Genomic DNA, 20,848 nt, shown 5'->3' with positions numbered 1-20,848 from the left:
TAAACTCCAATTATTATTGTTTTTCTCTGTTATACATAAAAATTGAGGATAAGATTTCTTATCCCCAAAGTCCTTGCTCAAAGCAATTGGTAAATATTTGTTTTGTCAAAGGGTTAATAAGCTAAAGTTTCTAAAGTCTCTCTTAAATACATTTGTACTTGCTGATCTAGACGTAAACTTTGCGATTGAGCGTTACATTCTAATTGCCATCTTTGAAAACCGGAACTAGCAGAAATCACGTATTTCAGGTTATGCCAAAATTGAGTATTAGCAGATAATTGATGATTTATACGCTCACCATTGACATAGCCTTTGCTATCGGTACTATGCGCGTAGTTGCTAGAAGTTGGAAATTGAGCCATAATTCCTCATTCCTTGTTGTTCACTTCCAGATTTAGACAATTTGGGATTTTAGATTTCAGATTGATAATTTATTTCACATTCCCGGGAAAGACGTAAATCTAGTTACCCAAACCTAAAATTGAAAATTTTTGTTTAATCTGTTTTCAAGATAATGGTTTTATACCTGAAAATTCTGTCGCATTCATCACTAAATGCAGAATTTTCTGCGAGAAATTTCTAAAACAACTTGTTTTCAATTAAACAGGGAATTTTTTTAAAATTTATAGCAAACCCAGGGGGTTAAGACATCAATAGATCATGAAACTCCAACTCAAACAGGGTTTTGCCTACTTCTTCCTTCTTGCTTCTGCCTTCGTGTTTTTTGTTTCTATCCCTACGGGACGCGAACTTGGTTCATTAATTCCTGACTCCTTTTAAGCGGAGTGCTGATTTTACATTATTTGAGTGTTGAACTCGAAACAGTCTCAATTCAACACTCATCAACTCAGCACTCAACGCTGGATGCACGTCACTACTTAGTCATAGTTAAAGTCCGACGTTTAGTTACCAATTGGTAGGATTCAATGATGTCATTTTCCACCCAGTCATGGAACTTATCAATGCCGATACCACATTCATAACCTGCGTTGACTTCACGGGCATCTTCTTTCATCCGTTTAAGAGAATCAAGGACACCTTCATAAACTACCTTATTATGACGACGGACGCGGACTTTACAGTTGCGAACGAGTTTACCAGATTGCACATAACAACCGGCAACAGCGCCACGACCAACTGGGAAGACAGCACGAACTTCTGTTTGTCCCAAAGGTTCTTCCACCAGTTCGGGTTCGAGTAGACCTTCTAAAGCACCTTGGATATCTTCCAAGAGTTTGTAGATGATGTTATATTCTCGAACATCTACACCTGCTTCATCCGCAGCCTGTCTAGCTCCACTGGCGTAGGTGGTGTTGAAACCAATAATCACAGCGTTACTGGCAGCAGCTAAGTCTATGTCTGTTTCGGTGATTTCTCCAGCGGTAGCTAAGAGCATCCGAATTTGGACTTCGTTTTGCGGAATTTGGCGCAGAGAGCCGATAATAGCTTCTACAGAACCTTGTACGTCGCCCTTGAGGATCAGATTGAGTTCTTTTAACTCGCCTTCTTGTGCTTGTGCTGACAGGGTAGTGAGGGTGACACGACCTTGTAACAATCGAGACTGACGTTGCTTGTCGGCGCGATCGCTGGCTATAGAACGAGCTTCTTTTTCGTTTTCATAGACCTCGAAATCATCACCGGCAGCAGGGACATCACTTAAACCCAATACCTCTACTGCAAAGGATGGACTAGCGACATCTACACGCTTACCACGATCATTCACCATAGCCCGGACTTTACCGAAGGCTGAACCAGCGACCAGCATATCTCCGACATGGAGAGTACCGTTTTGAATCAGCAAGGTAGCAACTGCACCTTTCGCTTTATCCAAATGAGCCTCAATGACTGTTCCTTTTGCGACTCGATCTGGATTAGCGGATAGTTCGGCTACTTCCGACACCAACATAATCATTTCTAGGAGGGTATCGAGATTTTCGCCCTTAATGGCACTAACGGGAACCATAATGGTTTCACCACCCCAGTCTTCGGCAGTTAGACCGTAATTGGTGAGTTCCTGTTTAACCCGTTCTGGTTGTGCGCCTTCTTTATCAATCTTGTTGATGGCAACAACAATGGGAACATCGGCAGCTTTAGCGTGGCTAATAGCTTCGATGGTTTGGGGACGAACGCCGTCATCAGCAGCTACGACTAAAACGGCAATATCTGTCACCCTAGCTCCTCTGGCACGCATCGCGGTGAAGGCTTCGTGACCAGGAGTATCGAGGAAAACAATCTGCTGTGGTTTACCTTCATGGACGATATCAACATGATATGCGCCGATATGTTGGGTAATACCGCCCGCTTCCCCAGAAGCAACTTTGGTTTTGCGAATTGAGTCGAGGAGAGTGGTTTTACCGTGATCTACGTGACCCATGATAGTGACAACTGGGGGACGACGAATGAGGTGATCTAAGTCAGTCACGTCAATCATTTCTGTGACTTTCCGAGCTTCAGCTTCTCGTTCGACGATTTCGACTTCTACTTCTAGTTCTTTGGCGACTAGGGTAATGGTCGGAATATCCAGATTTTGGGTGATACTGACAGCCATGCCTTTCATAAACAGGATTTTGACAATCTCTGTATCGGCAATTACTAAGGCATCAGCTAACTCTTGGACTGTTAATGGACCAGTGACAGCCAGTGTAGCTGGACGATCTGGTTTTTGCTCGACATTTTCTTGACGACGATTGTGGTCGCGGGAAGAGCTAGATTTTTTGCCCCTGGTAGTAGGAGCAGCTACAACCGCTACAGTTGGCGCACCAGCACGGGTTCCTTTGGGTTTGGGAGGACGGGCAATGGAAAGACTAACTTGGACGGCTGCGGAAATTTCTAGACCGTTTTCGTCTAAATCATCCTCATCGAGTAAATCATCTTCTAAGATTGGTTTGACCCGTTTGCCCTTGGGTCCTAACTTAGCCTTTTCTTTGATTTCGTCAATGATTTCTTCTTCTTGCCATTTCTTCCCACCTTTGTTTAAACGAGGGGGTGTAGGGCGTTTTAAATCGAGCAGATCGGGAACAATTGGTGTTTCATCCAATGATTCTTTTTTCGCTCCGCCGATATTATGCCGGGGTGGAGTTGCCGTGGGAATGGCTGCTGGTTCACCGGGACGTGCGGGTCTAGGACGTTGGATATCACCGCCGACGGATGGTCTGCCAGTGCGCTGTTCTGTCCTTGTTGGGGCTGCTGAATTAGCCCGACTAGGTTTAGGTGGTGCGGATGGTGAACCTTGGTCAGATGATGGTTTATTAACCTTACTTCTGACTGGTTGCCGGTCTTCCTCAACCCGCTGGGTGCGATCGCGTTTAAGCAGAGGTTTTTCCGATGTTCCGATTACCGGTGTATCTGGCGATTTTGTGGCATCTACTCTGGCAGGGGGAGAAACCAATTGGGGTTTTTGCGGTTTCTCTGGTTTAGGTCTAGGAGTAGATATCTTCTCTGCTTTTTCCCCTACTACCTTTTCCGCCACCGGTTGAGGATTAGATACCTGTTCCGGTTGGGTAGGATTAGGTTTGAGCGGAGTCTCGGATTGATTCCGGGGAACTGGTCGAGTTGGTGCCGTCGGCTTCATAGATGAGACAGGTGTAGCGAAAGGCCGTGGAGGTGAAGGACTATTAGCCTCAGTAGCGTCAGTAGCAACTGAAGTATCTGGTGAGTTGGTAGTAGTGTTTCTCAATATTTTCGGTTTGCGAATTTCTAGAATTTGCTGTTTGTGATTGGCACTGGGACGGTTTGGGGATGAATTTGGTTTATGGCCACTTTTACCCTGTTCCTTTTTGGAGACTAAGTTCGCAGCAGCAACTTTTTCGGCGGCGCTACGAATTTGTTCAGCTTCCGATTCGGAAATCGTACTGCTGTGGCTTTTGACCGCAATATCGAGCTGATCGCAAATGGCTAGTAGCTCTTTATTGTCCAAATTCAATTCCTTTGATAAGTCATAGATTCTAACTTTTCCGTTGTTCATCCACTCTTTCCCCTTTAATTTACAGTTTTAATGGATGGTTGCCTGGTTGGTGACATCTCCACCCTTTGATCACTGTTTTTTCGGTTGCCCTTGGTGATATTGCCGGTGCCTCCAGTTAGGAAAGAGAGATGTTTCGGGTTAATACTGACATCTCCACCAGGAATGATGGTTGATGCAGAACTGCGATTTGACGCTACCAGGTTGCCATTTTTGGTTTTTTTGTTTTGCTGATTTGTGAGTCTTCCACAATACAATCAAAAAAAAACTTTCTGGGAGTAATGCCTTACGTCTTGTCCAAAAAAAGGAGATCGAGAAAGCTGGTTACATCCATTTACTATTTTGGCACTAACTTGAGCGATACTAAAGGTTATGATCAGAGCGCGAATAGTTCGGCTTTTGTCATAATATCTTTAGAGGTTATCGCAATTTTAGTTGTTACCATTAAATCTGATTTTGGCGATCGCCCTGATTTAGACGCTGCCACAATGTTTGATACACTGTGTCTGGCACTGTCCCATGCAGCGATCTTCCTAGTCTATTTTTTTTCTGAGCTACTTGCAGGCAACTCTCTTGCGGACAGATATAGGCAGAACGCCCCATGCCCTGATCTAATTGTACCTTTCCAGATGGAAAGACGCGGACAATCCGCCAAAACTCTTGTTTCAAGTTGACTTGACGGCAACTAATACAACGCCGATAGTTCGGTTTCATCAGTCTTTTGCCAGATTCAGCTAGATATCTTCCAGATACTAAACAATGTATTTTTTAATGTCAGTTGTCAGTTGTTCGTTGTCAGTTGTCATTGGGAAGAAATATTCCCCCTGCTCCCTGCTCCCTGCTTACTGCTTCCGTTCTATAAAACTTACCCAAAATTACCAAAGTCTAGACACATCTGGACAGCGATAATCTTAGTGTTTATTTCCTGCTTCATCGCGGTCTTAGAATGACTTCCAATCTTGTTTGCCCGCTCCACAGGCAATCTCGGTAGAACTTACCCTTACTTTCTCAAATTATTGCAGGCAAATTTGGGGAATTAATCTTCCTCGCTATTGTTGAATCTATCCTCATCCAATTCTAATTCTTCTGCCATGTCATATTCTCGGTCAGACCTATCATCCTGATCATTTCGTGGTTGATTTTGCGCTCTCACCGCTGCAAATTTAATATCTTCAGCTTCCTGGTCATATTTAGCCTGATCTTTAATGTCAATTTTCCAACCAGTGAGACGGGCTGCTAACCGCACATTTTGCCCCTCTTTACCAATAGCCAAACTCAGTTGATCTTCCGCCACCAAAACATGGGTTTGGCGACTTTCTGGGTCCATCAGTCTAACTTCATCTACCCGTGCTGGACTTAAGGCATTAGCAATATAGGTAGCTGGATCTGGAGACCAGCGAATCACATCTATTTTTTCACCACGTAATTCATTAACTACTACCTGTATCCGTGATCCCCTCGCACCAATACAAGCGCCAACGGGGTCTACATCACGATCTAAGGTATCAACAGCAATTTTTGTCCGGGGTCCGACATAACGAGAAGGAGGATTAGCTTCTCTGGCTACAGCCACAATCCGCACTACCTCATCTTCAATTTCTGGGACTTCATTGGCGAATAGATAAACTACCAAACCTGCATCAGCACGCGATACCATCAACTGTGGACCCCGTTGCTGTCCTTGGGAAACTTTTTTCAGATATACCTTAAAAGTTGCATTAGCACGATAGTTATCATTGGGTAACTGTTCTCGCTTGGGTAACTCCGCGTCTACCTCTGATTGTCCAAATCCACTACTCACAGCCAAAATCACAGACTGACGTTCAAATCGCAATACTCTAGCTTGCAAAACCGTGCCTTCTAAGTCTTGAAACTCTTCTTGCACCATTTGACGTTGTTGATCTCGCAACTTTTGCGCCAATACTTGCTTAGTTTGCATGGCTGCCATGCGCCCAAATTCACCCTGGTCTGGGGTGACATCCAATACCACAGAATCTCCCAGTTGAGCTTCAGGGGCTACTTGCTGTACCTCATCTAAGGAAATTTGATGATCAGTATTACTAACTGCATCAACAATAGTTTTGGTGGAAAGAACCCGAAATCCCTCACCCTCTATATCCAATTCTACTTCAAAATTATTAAAATACTCTTCATCAAATTGTCTACGTTCTAAATTTTGGGCGCGACGATAACGTTCGTAACCCTTAATTAATGCTTCTCTAATAGCCGCTTGTACAGCCAAACGGGGCAAATTTCGTTCTTTGCTAATACTTTCAATTAGCTCTTTTAATCCAGATAAAGTCACCATTGACATACGCAGTCTCCTAAAATTTTATGTAAGCTAGTCAGCACAATTAGATAATTGTTAAGAAATAATTGTTTTCTTCAATACCTTCGCCATTCTTTGTAGGTTGGGTTAAGCAACAGTGCAACCCAACGCATTTGTTGGGTTTCGTTCCTCAACCCAACCTACAAATCTACAAAGAATGGCGGTTTCCAATTTGGCGAAGGTATTGTTTCCATAACCAATTACTCCTTACCAGTTACCAGTCCCTAATCCAAAGTCTAAAATCTAAAATTGATTAGCTACGCTCATCTATTTGTACTTTGGTAATGAGGTCACGCGGGATTTTGATTACACGACCTTTTTGATTAAGGTAAACTGTGGTTTCATCCCGACGCACCAATAGACCTATCCAATCTTGCTGTTGTTCGTAGGCTGGGGAAGTGGAAATAACTACAGGAAATCCTTTGAAGGAAATAAACTCCCTGTCTGTTACCAGTTGCCGCGAAATACCAGGACTGGATACTTCCAATACATAAGCGTCTGGAATGATCTCTCCCGCGTCTAATGACGCTTCTAAGGCACGGCTCATCCTTTCACAATCATTCAGGCCAATGTCCTGTAGAGGATTAAAGATATCTACTCGCAAGACTGGGGGGCTTTGGTTCGTATGAAAAACTATACTAACAACTTCCAATCCTAGTTCTGTGGCTACTGGTGTCGCCAAATCAATAATTTGTGGTATTAAAGGATGAGTCATGGGAGAATTCAATAAAAAAAGTGGGCTTCAACCCACTTCCTGCGACAGGGATATCTTCCAAGAAGTACTGTGACGAACTGCATTAGTTCGCCCCTAAAATGAGTGTAGCCTATTTCTTCAGTTAGTCATGACAGACTTGAAAAAATTGGGAATGAGTAATTGGGAATGGGTAATTGATGATTGGGAAAAATCTTCTTCCCTACCTCCCCTACCTCCCCTACCTCCCCTACTTCCCCTACCTCCCCTACCTCCCCTACTTCCCCTACCTCCCCTACCTCCCTTCCCCTGCTCCTTACGATACTCAATTTTGCTTGTTGGTCAATAAAGTCACTTATGCGTATTCATCTCATCACCTTCCTATAGCGTAGGTGAGAGGCTTCTACTGTTTAAGCTGAAATTTTTAGTTCACCACAACGCCGTTTTACCTAAGTTTATGACCTGGTTAAACCAGGTGGGAACTGAGGGTTCTCATTTAAAGTTTCCGGGTACAAGCCCGGTATACTGCCACGAGAATTGTTTAGCTCCCTTGTTGTTAAAGACATAGATCAAAAAACTTGATGGCAGTCACCAATCGTCGTAGTGCAACTAACCTATTATAGCTTTGAAAAATAGTTTGTGTATTTATTTAGGGAAAATTTTGGCAAATTTTTGCTGGGGGATACCAGATAGATTCAATTTTGTGTATGGTGTCTTTGGCTTCATCCAGAGTATCTTGCTCCAGGAGAACGGTGATATGCCCTAGTTTACGTCCTGGACGAGATGCTGTTTTGCCGTACCAGTGGACAGTAGCCTGGGGAATAGATGCCAGTTGTTGCCGTTGTTTCTGGTAGTCACAATGGCTGCTTTCATATCCTAGCAGATTAACCATCACAGCACTAGCACAACGTAATCTAGTATTGGTTAATGGTAAACCACACACGGCTCTCAGATGTAGTTCAAATTGGGAAGTTTCACAAGCATCCAGGGAAAAATGTCCAGAGTTATGGGTGCGTGGTGCTATTTCATTAATTAGAATTTTACCTGCGGCGGTGAGAAATAGTTCAATGCCACAGACTCCTACATATTGGAGGCTAGTTAATAGTTTATGGGCGATCGCTTCAATTTCTAAATTTTGCTCTTGGGTGATTTTAGCTGGGGCAATTACCCACCGACAAACCTGTTCTTCTTGGCGAGTTTCTACCGCTGGATAGATGATAATTTCCCCATTTAAAGAACGGGCTGCAATTATCGCCAGTTCTTTGGTAAAAGGTACAAATTCTTCGACTAAAAACTGGGTACGACTTTGATTAACTATTTTTGATAAGGTCGGAAAATCGGGAATGATAAAAGTTCCTTGACCATCATATCCATGTCTTCGCGCTTTGAGAACCACCGGAAATCCCAAGTTTTCAATCTCAGATTCTAGTGCTTTTTCCCCTGATAATGCTAAAAACTGAGGAACTGGCAAACCTAAATCCCGTAAATAGCACCGTTGTTCATATTTATCTAACAGAGGTGCTAAAGCTGCTAAGGTTGGAAGAAAACAGACACCCTGTTTTTCTAGTAGTGATAAAGCAGCAAGATCCACAAACTCGTTTTCAAAGGTAACGATATCACACTTTGTTGCTAAAATTTCTGTGGCTGCGGCATCATCAACTGCGGCAAAAACACTATCTTGGGCAATAGATACGGCTGGATCATTTGCACTAGGAGTTTGGACTATTAATTCTACTCCCAGCTTGTTTGCCGCGCCTTTCATCATCCAAGCCAGTTGTCCACCACCGATTATACCAAGTTTTATTGACATCCTAAGGACTCACGAGTTTCTACACCGGTCTGAGAATTTACACCGCTGGCTTTTCGACATAGCTCTTTAATTTGCGCTTTATCTAAAATTGCGTCTGTAAAATCTGCACCTGTGATATTAACATCTGTAAAGACGGTGCGGAGTAAAAGAGTTTCGATTAAAACGGCATTACTTAAATCAGCACCTATTAATTTTACCTCATTCATCATCGCATTGGTTAAATCTGCTCCATGCAAATTTGCCTTTGTCATGACTGAAGCACTGAAAACTGTTCCTCGCAAATCCGCACCTGTAAAGTTAGCCATTTCCAAGTTAGCGTTAGAAAATTCCGCAGCTTGTAAACTTTGTCCTGAAAAGTCTTGTCTTGACAACTCTGCATTACTATATGATAAAGGATGTGTCCAGTCTGCCAATGCTGTTTGTGGGATGAACCAAAGCATAATTCCCAAAATCCATCCTAAGCCTTTTTGCCAAAACATAGTTAATGAGTCCCAATTAGTGATGAATAGTTAACAGTTGATAATTCGGGCGTTGCATGAGGGTTAATGGCAATTACTCCTTTTTCCGATTACTATTTACAATAATTCATTAAATTTGATGACAAGTAAAGTTTTTTATCTTTTAAAGTCTAGTAGTGAAAAAAACTGATAATGTATTAGTCGTGGAGGTAGCTGTAGGGGCGGGGTTTTTGATGCCTAAAAATACTTGATAACCATTTAAATGTTGACATGAAATTGAATATCATCAGCAACAGTTATAGCGAGTATGTACTTAAATAAGGTAAAAAGTTTATGGGAAAAATTATCCAGTAGAAGTCTTTTACTGTTGACTGCTGCTATATCTGACTAAGAATCTTGAAGTTATTAAAATTGACGAACAGCATACATCAATAATACAAAATTGGTATTTATATGATAAATCATTACTCTATTCAATGGATTGAAGCGTGGTGCTTAGAAAATGGCTGGACAGATTTATTTGTCGAGAGACGTGGTAATTATTGGGCGTTTCCTCCGGGGGGAGTGATGCCAGAACCAATTCCCATGAATGTGTTAAGAGTAATTAAAGAAGAAAACGGCTTAACCAATCAGGAAATTTACTGGGCTTTTGCTGCCATATCCACCACTATTTTAGCAGTGATTTATACTTTTTTGTGGAAATGTCCGATTCCTTTAGTGTTATCTTTTGCGTTTAATGCTGTCACAGTGGCACAATTTGAACCAGATGATGATTAGAGTTTTGCAGATGAAAATTAAGATATTAAGATTAATCCATTGACCTTAATGCTATTTTTATCTAAAATAAGATTAATCTACTAATCTTATATCTCTCCATGCTGGAAATTGCAAAGAAGGATATTATATCCCGTCTTCAATTTGATAACCCCTGGTGGGAACAAGGGAAGAAGGGGAAGATTGCTTTTGAGAATACGCTTCGGCGAAAGTATTTTGAGGCTTTTCATCAGAAAATCTTAGATGTAAGCGTTCGTCGTGCAGTCGTTTTGATGGGACCCAGGCGCGTCGGTAAGACTGTGATGGTTTATCACAGTGTCCGCGAACTCTTAAACTCTGGTATTGATGAGAAAAATATTTTATATCTCTCTCTGGAAACCCCGATTTATACAGGACTTCCCCTAGAAAAAATACTTAGTTACTTTCAAGAATTATTCAATCACAAACGTGATGCCAAGCTATTTATATTCTTCGATGAAATTCAATACTTGCGTAATTGGGAAATACACCTGAAATCCCTTGTTGACTCCTTTGCTGAATACCGTTTTGTTGCTACTGGATCTGCCGCTGCTGCACTGCGATTAAAAAGTGCTGAATCTGGTGCTGGACGATTCAGTGATTATATTCTCCCACCTCTAACTTTTACTGAATACTTGATGTTCATTGGTCGAGAAACGGAACTTATAACCGCTACACCAAATAAAAACCCTGTTTATTCGTACGAATATTCTACCTCCAATATCGAGACACTTAATGAGGAGTTTGTTAACTACCTGAATTTTGGGGGATACCCAGAAGCAGTTTTTTCCGAGACGATTCGGCAAGATCCTGGACAGTATATTAAAAGTGATATTATTGATAAAGTGCTACTGCGCGATCTGCCTAGTCTTTACGGTATCAGTGATATTCAAGAATTAAACAGACTTTTTACTACCTTGGCTTACAACTCTGGTAATGAAGTAAATTTAGAGGGATTATCTCAATTTTCTGGTGTCGCCAAGAACACTATTAAGCGTTATCTTGAATATCTTGAAGCTGCGTTCTTAATTCGGCGTGTTGAGAGAATTGACCAAAATGCAAAGAGATTTAAACGCGCTGTGTGCTTCAAGGTTTATTTAACCAATCCGTCCATGCGAGCGGCGCTATTTGGACAACTTAATGCGGATTCTGAGGCTATGGGAGCGATGACTGAAACTGCTATTTTTAGTCAGTGGCAACACAATATGACTATTGAGCTTTATTATGCACGCTGGAATTCAGGAGAAATTGATATTGTCCATTTAAAGCCCTCAAGTCAGTCACCTTCTTGGGCTGTTGAAGTCAAGTGGAGTGACCGTCCCTACAGGTCAAATTCCGAACTTGATAACTGTGTAGAATTTGTCAAGAAAAATCCAACTATATCTCATCCAATTATGATAACGAGTCGAACTATTACAGATGAAAACTTTCTGTATAAAGGAGTGAATTTCGCATTCCAGCCAGCTAGTCTATATGCTTACATTCTTGGTGCTAATATATTGCGTCGCATTAATGAAAAAGTGAGTACATTCTAATCAATCCTTTTTTGAAAAATTTCTGACTCCTGACTTATTTTGTAAGTTATATGATTAAAATATCATTAACAATGAAAATGAAATTCGCTGAATATGGATAACTTTTCTTTGTATAATCAAGACTTCTATGCTTGGACACAACAACAAGCAAAAGCTTTAGAACAAAAGCTAGTTGTAGAATTAGACTGGCAAAATTTGCAAGAGGAAATTCAATCTTTAGGAAGACATGAATATCGAGAATTGATAAGTCGTTTGGGTGTGTTAATTGGTCATTTATTGAAATGGGAATATCAACCTGAACAACGTTCTCGCAGTTGGTTTCTCACAATTAGAGAACAACGTCGTGCTATTCAAAGACATCTTAGACAAAACCCTAGTTTAAAATCTCGGATAACAGAAGCTATGTTAGATGCTTTTGAAACAGGAGTTGATTTAGCCTTACGAGAAACTAATTTACCATTAAGAACTTTTCCTGAAAATTGCCCCTATTTATTTGATGATATAATTGCTGATAATTTTCTGTGTGATACTCTTCAAGATTGGGAATGATAATTTTTCTATAAGTCAATGAAGAAAGAATTAACCGCAGATGGAAGAGGATAAACACAGATGAACGCAGATAATTTTGTACTTCATTAGACGAAGAAGCCTCATATTAAAGTCCTTCACGCAATCCCATGGCTATTTTACTGTGTTTTTCGATTTGTCCCATCACCTGTTTTGCCCGTTGAATTACCACTGTCGGTAAACCTGCTAATCTTCCGGCTTCTATTCCGTAAGACTTATCAGCACCACCGGGTTGAACTTGATGTAAAAAGATGATTTGGTCTGGTAATTCTTTAACTGTAACTTGATAATTTGCGACATTGGAAACAATTGTAGCTAATTCATTTAACTCATGATAGTGGGTAGCAAAAATCGTCCGCGATTTAATCTCAACTGCTAAATATTCTGCTACAGCCCAAGCAATTGATAAACCATCAAAAGTTGCTGTCCCCCGACCAATTTCATCTAACAAAACCAAAGATTTCAAAGTTGCATGATTTAGAATATTGGCAGTTTCATTCATTTCCACCATAAAGGTAGATTGACCAGTAGCCAAGTCATCCACCGCGCCAACACGGGTAAAAATACGATCGCACACTCCCAATTTAGCAGACCGCGCCGGCACAAAACTACCCACCTGCGCCATTAACTGAATTAGACCAACTTGACGCAAATAACAACTCTTACCACTCGCATTTGGACCCGTCAAAATCACCAAATCAGGGGAAGATAAATTCTTCTTTTCCTCTTCCTTCGCTTCCTTCGCTCCTTCGTGGTTCATTTCCTTCCCCCCTAAGCAAGTCGAATTAGGGACAAAAAAACCAGCAGGTAAAGACTGTTCTACCACTGGGTGACGACCATCAATTACGTCAATTTCCCGACCTGTAACCATCTCAGGACGACAGTAACCTTGATGGACAGCTAATTCCGCCAAACCACATAATACATCCGACGCGGCTACTGCACGGGCAATATTCCGAATGATTTCATCTTGAGAACCCACTTCATTGCGTAATGCTTCAAAAATCTGATATTCCAACTGATTTAAATCATCTCGCGCTGTGAGGATGCGTGCTTCTCGTTCTTTTAAATCAGGAGTGATGTAACGTTCCTCATTTGTTAAAGTTTGTCTACGAATGTAATTATCGGGAACTTGGTCGGATTTACTGCGGGAAATACTGATATAATAGCCAAAGGTTTTATTAAATCCTACCTTCAAAGTGGGGATTCCTGTTCTGGCTCTTTCATCAACTTCTAAGTTGGCAATCCATTGTTGATCACTTTCTACAGTGGCTTTTCTTTCATCCAACAACGGATTCATCCCCGCCCGAATTAAACCACCTTCTTTGAGATGAGTCGGTGGTGATTCTACGATGTGAGCGTGTAATTTTTCTGCTAGTTCTTCGAGGATGGGTGGGACTTTTTGCAAAGCTTTTAAGAACGGGGAACGGGCATCCGCAACTAAGCGAGATAATTCGGGTAAACGGGAGAAAGAATCAGCTAAGGCGACTAAATCCCTGGCATTGGCTCTACCAGATGCGGCTCTGACTGTTAACCGTTCTAAATCATAAATTTGTCTTAATAACTGCCGCAGGTCTTGACGTAAGGGCGTATTTTCTACTAATTCTTGGATGGTATCTTGGCGGGATTTAATCCCTTTAATCTCCAGTAGCGGTTGTAACAACCATCTTCTTAAAGCTCGGCTACCCATTGCGGTGCTAGTTCTATCTAAAGCCCATAATAGAGAACCGTGAAATGTACCATCGCGGACGGTTTGGGTAATTTCTAGGTTACGACGGGTTTGATGATCGACGATTAAATAATCAGTGAGGGTATAGGTGCGTAATAATTGCAGGGAGACAGGATGGGCTTTCTGTGTGTCTTCGATGTAGTCTAAAAGACCTCCTGCGGCGCGAACTGCAAGGGGAAGATGTTCACAGCCCAAACCTTCGAGCGATCGCACTTTGAATTTCTGCAATAATTTACTTCTAGCTTCGGCTTGGGAAAAGGGAACTTGCGATCGCAAACTATAGCAAAATGATGGTGGTAAACATTGGGGAAGAGATGGGGAGGTTTCCCCAGGACGCAGTAAACTACCTAAATCGGGGGCGTTGGTGGGAAACAGGACTTCTGAAGGTTGCAACCGCATTAACTCTTGAGTTAGGTGTTCTAAATCACTACCTTGAGATGTGAGAAATTCCCCTGTTGATATATCTGCGTAGGCTAAACCCCAATGATTGACAGCAATTACCACAGCCGATATGTAGTTATTCCGACTGGCTTTGAGCATCCCCTCTTCTAATAATGTCCCTGGAGTGATGATACGCGTTACTTCTCGCTTGACCAAACCAATCGCGTCCGCAGAGTCTTCCACTTGGTCGCAAATTACTACAGCATAACCTTTTTCTACTAGTTGGGTTGTGTAGCGCTCCCAAGCGTGATGAGGTACACCTGTCATGGCAACACGACCGACTTCACCACCATGTTTACTGGTTAAAACTAATTCTAATTCCCTGGAGACGGTTACAGCGTCTTGAAAAAAAGTTTCAAAAAAATCACCAACTCTGTACAGCAGCAACGCATGAGGATATTTATCTTTTACTTCTACATAATGCTGATACATCTTACTCAGCTTACTGCGGTCTTCTACCAGATTTGTATCAGTAAGGGATGGGTTTGGTTGATTGGGTTCTGGTGTGGAAGTCGTCATGGTAGATGCTGAGAATTTATTGGCAACAGATTTTTGGTACTCTATTCGATCATAGCTTGATGTGGGGGATAGGGTGCGATCGCTTAAGGTTTATTTATTTTTAGTTAGGGTTACTGTTGATCCAGCCATTTTTGCTGTTATTTTGGTGAAAATGCGATCGCACACAATAATCAGGTTATCGAAATGCGATCACAGATATTTAAGCTAGGTTTTTTCTAATTATCATCAGTATTCGAGCATTCTATGAAGCTAAAACCATCATAATGATCACTGTTAACTCCTATTTTACAAAAATTATCACGTATTGGTCTTGTGACTTTTCTACTATTCTTGTCATAATCTGTAGCTAGTTTAAAGCCTTTAGATCAACAAAAAGCTTTAGCTGCTGGTTCACCACAATTAGCATCCCAAGTCAAACACCAGTCTAAATCAACACTGCGAGTACGTGGTCTATTAAAAGTTTTTGTTTCAGCTTGTGCAGGTGCATTAAAGATAGCAGGTGCAATTGCCATAGTGAAGAGTGGTGTTTTTAGTTTTTCTCTTTCCCGATACAGTGCTTGACGAAAATTACTTTTACTTACTGGTTCTCCAATAATATCTGTGAGCTTTTTCCATAATTTAGCACCAACATCATTTTGAATATATGTAGTAGTTAAATGTAGTTCTGTAGCAATATCTTCATACCTTTTCCCTTCCCAACTTCCTTTGAGTACCTGTACTTCCACATCGCTTAGATGTTTATCAGTATATTTCCAGACAATTTCATCCACAAATTCTTGAATTTGCTCCCAAGATATATCTACTTTGAATGACATAAATAATATACATAAAATCAATGTTCATAATTTTACCGTAATTTGATTATCGGATCAAGCAATTATCAGAATTTATCGAGATCCCCCCTAACCCCCCTTATTAAGGCTACGGTGTACACACAAGTGATCCAATCACCCTTATTACTCAAATTACCCCACCCTAACCCTCCCCGATGTGTTGGGGAGGGAACTAATTTTTCCGGTTTCCCCCATTTCCAAGGGGGAGATTAAGGGGGGTAATTTAACTTGTGTGTACACCGTAGCTTATTAAGAGGGGAATAAATACATCAAAATCCCCCTTAAAAAGGGGGATTTAGGGGGATCTGATTGTTCTACCTTACTTTTCCCTACTTTTTAACTAATAAATATAAATTCCACTTATTTTTTACTACTTATTTTACTGTAAATTGCTCCTGAACTTGCAGAAATATTCCCTATTTTTTAGTGTTTGAATTTTCTCCAAATCCACGCATAATAAAAACATCAAATCAAAAGATATGAAACAAGAAACTTAAATAGCGAAATGGGTACCCTCGCTTCTTCTTGCTTTATTCATCAATTAATCTTAATGGAGAAACGAGCCATGATATTTACATTATCAATGATGGGAAACAGTATTAATGGTGACGATGAGGATGATGATCCAATCGTTCCACCCAATTGATATTACATCAAAAAAATTACAGCGATTTTCCTATTTATATCGCTGTTTCCATGATATTTCTCATAGCATCAAGTTTCCAAATTTCTAGTTCTGGTAAATGCCATTGAACACTTTTTAATTCTTGCTCTTGGGAATAAGATTCCAGGAATTTTCTCCAGAATATTAGAGAATTTTCTTTATCTCCTAATGCTGCTTGGACTTGTGCTAATAAGCAATAGGCTGGAGGATAATCATTTTCCAATTCTAAAGATATGAATAAATGCTGTTTTGCTAGTTCATAAAAAGTTTGCTGAAAATAAGCCCAACCAAGGTTTTTATGTAATGCAGCTTTGACTGTATTATCTTTAACCTTTGATAAAATTGGCGAAATCATTTCCACAGCAGCAGCACTATTTCCTTGTAAAATTTCCAATCGAGCTAAATTATTAATTGCCGCTTCTCCAGCCCGATTTTGATATTGTATAGCGATTTTATAATGTTTGCAAGCTGGAGTCCAATGATCTATTTTTTCGTAGGTTGCGCCCAAATTGTAATGAGCAGATGCGAAATCAGGTTTAAATTCAATTGCTAATTTTAAATAGGATAAAGCCGTGTTAAGATCGCTGTTTGAATAGTGTTGATATCCGATTTTATTCAGAGCTTTAGCAATTTGTTTTTTCTCCTGCTCATTGCAATTAAAACGCAGGATAAATTTCTTGAATTCTTCATTTATAGGTTGATTAACTGATATTAATTGTAAGACAAATTCACAGATATTATTGTCATCTTCATCTGTTATTTCTGCTATTTTATCTGTAAATTTAAGCTGGCATTCAGTTAGTAAATCAGGCTTATATTTAGCAACTAATGTCACTAACTCTGAGCGTTTATGGCGACGAATATCAGAATTTTCATTACTCAATCCAAATTTTTCACATATTCTTTCAATATGTTTTCTGACTGTAGGTTCTCCAATTTCCATAGCTGCTGCTATATCTGCATCTGTTTCTCCTGCGAGTATCCTTTGCAAGACTTCCTTCAGCCGGGTTGTCAGTTTTTCAAATATGAGTTCAAACTGTTGTTGGTTCATCTTGTCATTATATTAGTTCATTATACCAGTATTCTATCACAAATGTGACTATTTTTTAACTTATTGCTAACTTCCATCTGTTCCTAAAGCTGAGGGAAATCACATAAGATTTTACGTATCTTTCTTGAGTAAGAATGTTGATTTTTTGCTAATTCAACCAAATATGAACAATAAATTCGTTGTTTTTTGCTGTAGTACAATTGTACTTGTACAGAAAATTTACTTTGATGCGTTGACAAAAACAAGCATTTATATCACAATTGTGAATAAATATAATATGTCACAAAACTAGAATTGCAATTAACTGAGTTAAATCACGCACTCCGTACAATAAAGCAATCAACTTATCCTTGTAATACTAACTTTGCTAAAAGAGTAAATGAACCTTGAAGAAGCGATGATTACGGCTAGTGAAGCGATTGTACTGGTCGAGAAGTTATTAAAACGAGGACACTTAACAACAGTTCAAGAGATTGTATTCCGTCAATCTTGGACTGGACAGACGTACTTAGACATGGCTATAGACTCCGATTACGATCTTGGTTACATTAAAGACGTTGGCTCAAAACTCTGGCGATCGCTCTCCCAAGCTTTAGGAGAAAAAGTCACCAAAAGCAACCTGCACAAAGTCTTGCAGCGAACTCTACAGGAACAAAATATCCGCAATGGCAATGAACACTTTAATAAACAAATTGGCATTTTAAAAGCGATGGCTTTTAGTCCTGACGCTCAATTTATTGCAAGTGCTAATAATGACCATATAGTTAAAGTATGGCATCTAGCTACAGGAAAATGTGTGCAAACTCTAGAAGGACATGATGCTTGTGTGTGGAGTGTGGCTTTTCATCCCATAGATCAAATCTTAGCCACAGCAAGTGAAGATAACACAATCAAGTTGTGGAATCTGGAAAATGGATGCTGTGTGCAAACTCTGAAAGTCTAAAGTTTAGCAAGTTTATTGCATTTCATTAAACGTATCTTTCAAAACAGAACGCGCTGCTAAATGATTACGAGTAGAAGTGAGAATTTCCGCTTCTCGTTCTAAACGAGCAACTGTATCCTGTATTTCTAATAATGCTTGCTGTTCGGGAGCGACACCATAGAGATTACTAGCTATCCAATAGGATAGTTCTGTGGGTAAATCTGGTAAATCGTTTGGTAATTCAATCTCTTGTTCTGTTAACTTGGCAGAAAGACGCACAACATCCCGCAATAGTTGTTCTACATCTGAAGCTAAAGGACGTAAATCCTTAGCTGGTGGTTGATCTTCAATCCATTCTACCAAACCGACGCGATAGGGCTTTTCGCGGACATATTCTAACACCCGAAATCTTTGTTGTCCTAAAGCTAATAGCTTGATTCTGTCATCGGGTAGCCGCTGATAATGAAGAATTTCCGCACAACAACCAACATTAGCAATTGTCCCTTTGGTGGGATCAATCATCAATACGCCGAATCGGCGATCGCTCTCCAAAATCGTATTCATCATGATTCTGTAGCGAAATTCAAAGATATGTAGAGGTAATGGTCTAGTCGGAAATAGAACCACTTCGGGTAATGGGAATAGAGGTAGTTCACGCACTGCAATTTTAGAGGAAGATGTCATGGTTATTTGAGTATAAATTGTATTCTTAAAGTATTATATTTTTCTCTAATTTACCCGCACTTTGTTTATATTTTATCATTAAGAAAACAAGAGATCCCCGACTTTTTAGAAAAGTCGGGGATCTTATTTATTGACTAATGACAAACTTACAATTTGACTTCAATATCTACACCAGAAGGTAAATCTAGCTTCATGAGTGCATCAATAGTTTTAGAAGAAGGCTGGTAAATGTCAATAATCCGGCGATGGGTGCGGGTTTCAAAGTGTTCGCGGGAATCTTTATCTACGTGAGGCGATCGCAGTACGCAATATATCTTGCGTTTTGTGGGTAAAGGAATCGGTCCAATAGCTGTGGCGTTGGTACGGTTAGCTGTGTCTACAATCTTCTCGCAAGATGTATCTAATAAACGTCGATCAAATGCCTTTAAGCGAATTCTAATCTTCTGCTGCTGTAGAGTTGCCATGTTTAGTTTTCCAGGTTCGGTAAATTTTAGACTTTAGATTTTAGATTTTTAGATGCTAAATTTCATCCCCAATCCAAAATTTAAAATTGTTTATGGGAATAGAAAGGAGCAGAGATTCTAGGATTCATCTCTACTCCTTTTAAATGAGAGCAAAAACGCGAGTGTTATTTCAAGATTTTAGCGACAACGCCAGCACCGATAGTCCGTCCACCTTCACGAATAGCGAAACGCATACCTTCTTCAATAGCGATTGGGTTGATCAATTCTACTGTTACTTTGATGCGATCGCCAGGCATTACCATTTCCACATCTGCACCTTCATCAGATGTAAAGGCTTTGATTGTACCAGTTACATCAGTTGTCCGCACATAGAACTGAGGACGATAACCAGCAAAAAATGGTGTTTTCCGACCACCTTCTTTCTCAGTTAAAACGTAAACTTCGCCTTCAAACTGAGTGTGAGGTTTAATTGTACCGGGTTTGGCAATGACCATACCGCGCTCAATGTCTTCTTTCTTGAGACCACGCAGTAGTACACCGGCGTTGTCGCCAGCCATACCTTCATCAAGACTCTTCTTAAACATTTCGATCCCAGTGACTGCCGTAGTCTTGGTATCTCTGATGCCAATTAGCTCAACAGTATCGCCAACCTTAACTTTACCGCGTTCGATCCGTCCAGTAGCCACAGTCCCACGACCGGTGATGGTGAAGACATCTTCTACCGCCATCAAGAAAGGCTTATCTATAGCCCGCTCAGGTGTGGGAATGTAAGCATCTACAGCATCCATCAACTCATAGATTTTGTCTACCCAAGGGTTTTCACCGCGCTGAGTTTTAGGATTAGCGGTCATTGCTTGGAGAGCTTGTAGACCTGAACCTTTAATAATGGGAATATTGTCACCATCAAAATCATAGTCAGTGAGCAGTTCCCGTAATTCCATTTCTACCAATTCCAGCAATTCCTCGTCATCCATCATATCTTCCTTGTTCAAGAAGACTACCAGACTAGGAACACCCACTTGTTTTGCCAAGAGGATGTGTTCACGGGTTTGGGGCATAGGACCATCTGTGGCTGCAACTACGAGGATACCTCCATCCATTTGCGCCGCGCCAGTGATCATGTTTTTTACATAGTCAGCGTGTCCAGGACAATCTACGTGAGCATAGTGGCGGCTTTCGGTTTCATACTCAACGTGGGCAGTATTGATTGTAATACCCCGTGCCTTTTCTTCAGGTGCATTATCAATTTGGTCATAGCCTTTAGCCACAGCGTTACCCATAGCCGCCAAGGTCATTGTAATGGCTGCTGTTAAAGTAGTTTTGCCGTGGTCAACGTGACCAACAGTACCGATATTAACGTGAGGTTTATTTCTTTCAAACTTTGGGCGTGCCATGAAT

General features: G+C 40.7%; 17 protein-coding genes and 1 other RNA gene. 4 read left to right on the top strand and 14 right to left on the bottom strand.

Going from position 1 to position 20,848, the window contains the following annotated elements:
- Nucleotides 1-113 precede the first annotated feature (113 nt).
- From NG743_RS20525 to NG743_RS20490, 8 genes are all read right to left on the bottom strand, one after another.
- Nucleotides 114-362, bottom strand: a complete 249-nt coding sequence (locus NG743_RS20525; protein ID WP_035081624.1) for a hypothetical protein — start codon at nt 360-362, stop codon at nt 114-116.
- 512 nt (nt 363-874) lie between these two features.
- The gene (infB, locus tag NG743_RS20520) at nt 875-3,964 is read right to left on the bottom strand and encodes a translation initiation factor IF-2 (RefSeq protein WP_027402042.1); all 3,090 of its coding nucleotides are present in this window, start codon (nt 3,962-3,964) and stop codon (nt 875-877) included.
- Between the two features lie 441 nt (nt 3,965-4,405).
- Nucleotides 4,406-4,675, bottom strand: coding sequence for a YlxR family protein (locus tag NG743_RS20515; RefSeq protein ID WP_071992767.1), 270 nt, complete (start codon nt 4,673-4,675; stop codon nt 4,406-4,408).
- 322 nt (nt 4,676-4,997) lie between these two features.
- Nucleotides 4,998-6,275, bottom strand: a complete 1,278-nt coding sequence (gene nusA, locus NG743_RS20510; protein WP_193963187.1) for a transcription termination factor NusA — start codon at nt 6,273-6,275, stop codon at nt 4,998-5,000.
- Between the two features lie 268 nt (nt 6,276-6,543).
- Nucleotides 6,544-7,005: a ribosome maturation factor RimP gene (rimP, locus tag NG743_RS20505; RefSeq protein ID WP_193963185.1), complete on the bottom strand. Its 462-nt coding sequence runs from the start codon at nt 7,003-7,005 to the stop codon at nt 6,544-6,546.
- Nucleotides 7,006-7,406: 401 nt separating this feature from the next.
- A non-coding RNA gene (gene ssrS / locus NG743_RS20500) (6S RNA) lies at nt 7,407-7,591 on the bottom strand.
- A gap of 39 nt (nt 7,592-7,630) precedes the next feature.
- The gene (locus NG743_RS20495; protein WP_257120783.1) at nt 7,631-8,791 is read right to left on the bottom strand and encodes a 5-(carboxyamino)imidazole ribonucleotide synthase; all 1,161 of its coding nucleotides are present in this window, start codon (nt 8,789-8,791) and stop codon (nt 7,631-7,633) included.
- The gene (locus NG743_RS20490) at nt 8,782-9,270 is read right to left on the bottom strand and encodes a pentapeptide repeat-containing protein (protein WP_027402047.1); all 489 of its coding nucleotides are present in this window, start codon (nt 9,268-9,270) and stop codon (nt 8,782-8,784) included. The genes NG743_RS20495 and NG743_RS20490 overlap by 10 nt, the downstream gene beginning before the upstream one ends.
- A 432-nt stretch (nt 9,271-9,702) precedes the next feature.
- Here NG743_RS20490 and NG743_RS20485 point away from each other — a divergent pair, with 432 nt between their 5' ends.
- The 3 genes from NG743_RS20485 to NG743_RS20475 all read left to right on the top strand — a co-directional run bounded on the left by NG743_RS20485 (nt 9,703) and on the right by NG743_RS20475 (nt 12,125).
- The gene (locus NG743_RS20485) at nt 9,703-10,026 is read left to right on the top strand and encodes a slr1957 family protein (protein ID WP_027402048.1); all 324 of its coding nucleotides are present in this window, start codon (nt 9,703-9,705) and stop codon (nt 10,024-10,026) included.
- A gap of 98 nt (nt 10,027-10,124) precedes the next feature.
- Nucleotides 10,125-11,576, top strand: a complete 1,452-nt coding sequence (locus NG743_RS20480; protein WP_193963426.1) for an ATP-binding protein — start codon at nt 10,125-10,127, stop codon at nt 11,574-11,576.
- A 93-nt stretch (nt 11,577-11,669) separates the two neighbouring features.
- Nucleotides 11,670-12,125, top strand: a complete 456-nt coding sequence (locus NG743_RS20475) for a DUF29 domain-containing protein (RefSeq protein WP_193963428.1) — start codon at nt 11,670-11,672, stop codon at nt 12,123-12,125.
- A 106-nt stretch (nt 12,126-12,231) separates the two neighbouring features.
- Here the strand turns inward: NG743_RS20475 and mutS are convergent, their stop codons facing one another.
- From mutS to NG743_RS20460, 3 genes are all read right to left on the bottom strand, one after another.
- A complete protein-coding gene (gene mutS, locus NG743_RS20470; RefSeq protein ID WP_027402051.1) occupies nt 12,232-14,832 on the bottom strand; it encodes a DNA mismatch repair protein MutS in 2,601 nt (866 codons plus the stop codon).
- A gap of 365 nt (nt 14,833-15,197) precedes the next feature.
- The gene (locus tag NG743_RS20465; protein WP_027402052.1) at nt 15,198-15,647 is read right to left on the bottom strand and encodes a helix-turn-helix domain-containing protein; all 450 of its coding nucleotides are present in this window, start codon (nt 15,645-15,647) and stop codon (nt 15,198-15,200) included.
- 698 nt (nt 15,648-16,345) lie between these two features.
- Entirely contained in the window at nt 16,346-17,380 is a 1,035-nt protein-coding gene (locus NG743_RS20460; protein ID WP_027402053.1) for a helix-turn-helix domain-containing protein, read from the bottom strand.
- Nucleotides 17,381-17,759: 379 nt separating this feature from the next.
- Between NG743_RS20460 and NG743_RS20455 the strand changes: the two genes are divergently transcribed.
- On the top strand, nt 17,760-18,323 hold the full coding sequence (locus NG743_RS20455; protein WP_257120782.1) for a WD40 repeat domain-containing protein: 564 nt from the start codon (nt 17,760-17,762) through the stop codon (nt 18,321-18,323).
- A gap of 12 nt (nt 18,324-18,335) precedes the next feature.
- Here NG743_RS20455 and NG743_RS20450 read toward each other — a convergent pair whose 3' ends face one another.
- The 3 genes from NG743_RS20450 to tuf all read right to left on the bottom strand — a co-directional run bounded on the left by NG743_RS20450 (nt 18,336) and on the right by tuf (nt 20,844).
- Complete coding sequence (locus NG743_RS20450) at nt 18,336-18,986, bottom strand: LON peptidase substrate-binding domain-containing protein (RefSeq protein WP_027402055.1); 651 nt, start codon at nt 18,984-18,986, stop codon at nt 18,336-18,338.
- Nucleotides 18,987-19,132: 146 nt separating this feature from the next.
- Nucleotides 19,133-19,450: a 30S ribosomal protein S10 gene (gene rpsJ, locus NG743_RS20445; RefSeq protein WP_015113498.1), complete on the bottom strand. Its 318-nt coding sequence runs from the start codon at nt 19,448-19,450 to the stop codon at nt 19,133-19,135.
- A gap of 164 nt (nt 19,451-19,614) precedes the next feature.
- The gene (tuf, locus tag NG743_RS20440) at nt 19,615-20,844 is read right to left on the bottom strand and encodes an elongation factor Tu (protein ID WP_027402056.1); all 1,230 of its coding nucleotides are present in this window, start codon (nt 20,842-20,844) and stop codon (nt 19,615-19,617) included.
- Nucleotides 20,845-20,848 lie beyond the last annotated feature (4 nt).

Source organism: Dolichospermum heterosporum TAC447 (genome assembly GCF_024584745.1).
Taxonomy (GTDB): domain Bacteria; phylum Cyanobacteriota; class Cyanobacteriia; order Cyanobacteriales; family Nostocaceae; genus Dolichospermum; species Dolichospermum heterosporum.
This window is presented reverse-complemented; position numbering and strand designations above follow the sequence as displayed.

What these genes read in the sequence shown, in the direction of transcription:
- NG743_RS20525 (WP_035081624.1), bottom strand. Translation starts at nt 362, where the DNA reads ATGGCTCAATTTCCAACTTCTAGCAACTACGCGCATAGTACCGATAGC.
- infB (WP_027402042.1), bottom strand. Translation starts at nt 3,964, where the DNA reads ATGAACAACGGAAAAGTTAGAATCTATGACTTATCAAAGGAATTGAAT.
- NG743_RS20515 (WP_071992767.1), bottom strand. Translation starts at nt 4,675, where the DNA reads ATGAAACCGAACTATCGGCGTTGTATTAGTTGCCGTCAAGTCAACTTG.
- nusA (WP_193963187.1), bottom strand. Translation starts at nt 6,275, where the DNA reads ATGTCAATGGTGACTTTATCTGGATTAAAAGAGCTAATTGAAAGTATT.
- rimP (WP_193963185.1), bottom strand. Translation starts at nt 7,005, where the DNA reads ATGACTCATCCTTTAATACCACAAATTATTGATTTGGCGACACCAGTA.
- NG743_RS20495 (WP_257120783.1), bottom strand. Translation starts at nt 8,791, where the DNA reads ATGTCAATAAAACTTGGTATAATCGGTGGTGGACAACTGGCTTGGATG.
- NG743_RS20490 (WP_027402047.1), bottom strand. Translation starts at nt 9,270, where the DNA reads ATGTTTTGGCAAAAAGGCTTAGGATGGATTTTGGGAATTATGCTTTGG.
- NG743_RS20485 (WP_027402048.1), top strand. Translation starts at nt 9,703, where the DNA reads ATGATAAATCATTACTCTATTCAATGGATTGAAGCGTGGTGCTTAGAA.
- NG743_RS20480 (WP_193963426.1), top strand. Translation starts at nt 10,125, where the DNA reads ATGCTGGAAATTGCAAAGAAGGATATTATATCCCGTCTTCAATTTGAT.
- NG743_RS20475 (WP_193963428.1), top strand. Translation starts at nt 11,670, where the DNA reads ATGGATAACTTTTCTTTGTATAATCAAGACTTCTATGCTTGGACACAA.
- mutS (WP_027402051.1), bottom strand. Translation starts at nt 14,832, where the DNA reads ATGACGACTTCCACACCAGAACCCAATCAACCAAACCCATCCCTTACT.
- NG743_RS20465 (WP_027402052.1), bottom strand. Translation starts at nt 15,647, where the DNA reads ATGTCATTCAAAGTAGATATATCTTGGGAGCAAATTCAAGAATTTGTG.
- NG743_RS20460 (WP_027402053.1), bottom strand. Translation starts at nt 17,380, where the DNA reads ATGAACCAACAACAGTTTGAACTCATATTTGAAAAACTGACAACCCGG.
- NG743_RS20455 (WP_257120782.1), top strand. Translation starts at nt 17,760, where the DNA reads ATGAACCTTGAAGAAGCGATGATTACGGCTAGTGAAGCGATTGTACTG.
- NG743_RS20450 (WP_027402055.1), bottom strand. Translation starts at nt 18,986, where the DNA reads ATGACATCTTCCTCTAAAATTGCAGTGCGTGAACTACCTCTATTCCCA.
- rpsJ (WP_015113498.1), bottom strand. Translation starts at nt 19,450, where the DNA reads ATGGCAACTCTACAGCAGCAGAAGATTAGAATTCGCTTAAAGGCATTT.
- tuf (WP_027402056.1), bottom strand. Translation starts at nt 20,844, where the DNA reads ATGGCACGCCCAAAGTTTGAAAGAAATAAACCTCACGTTAATATCGGT.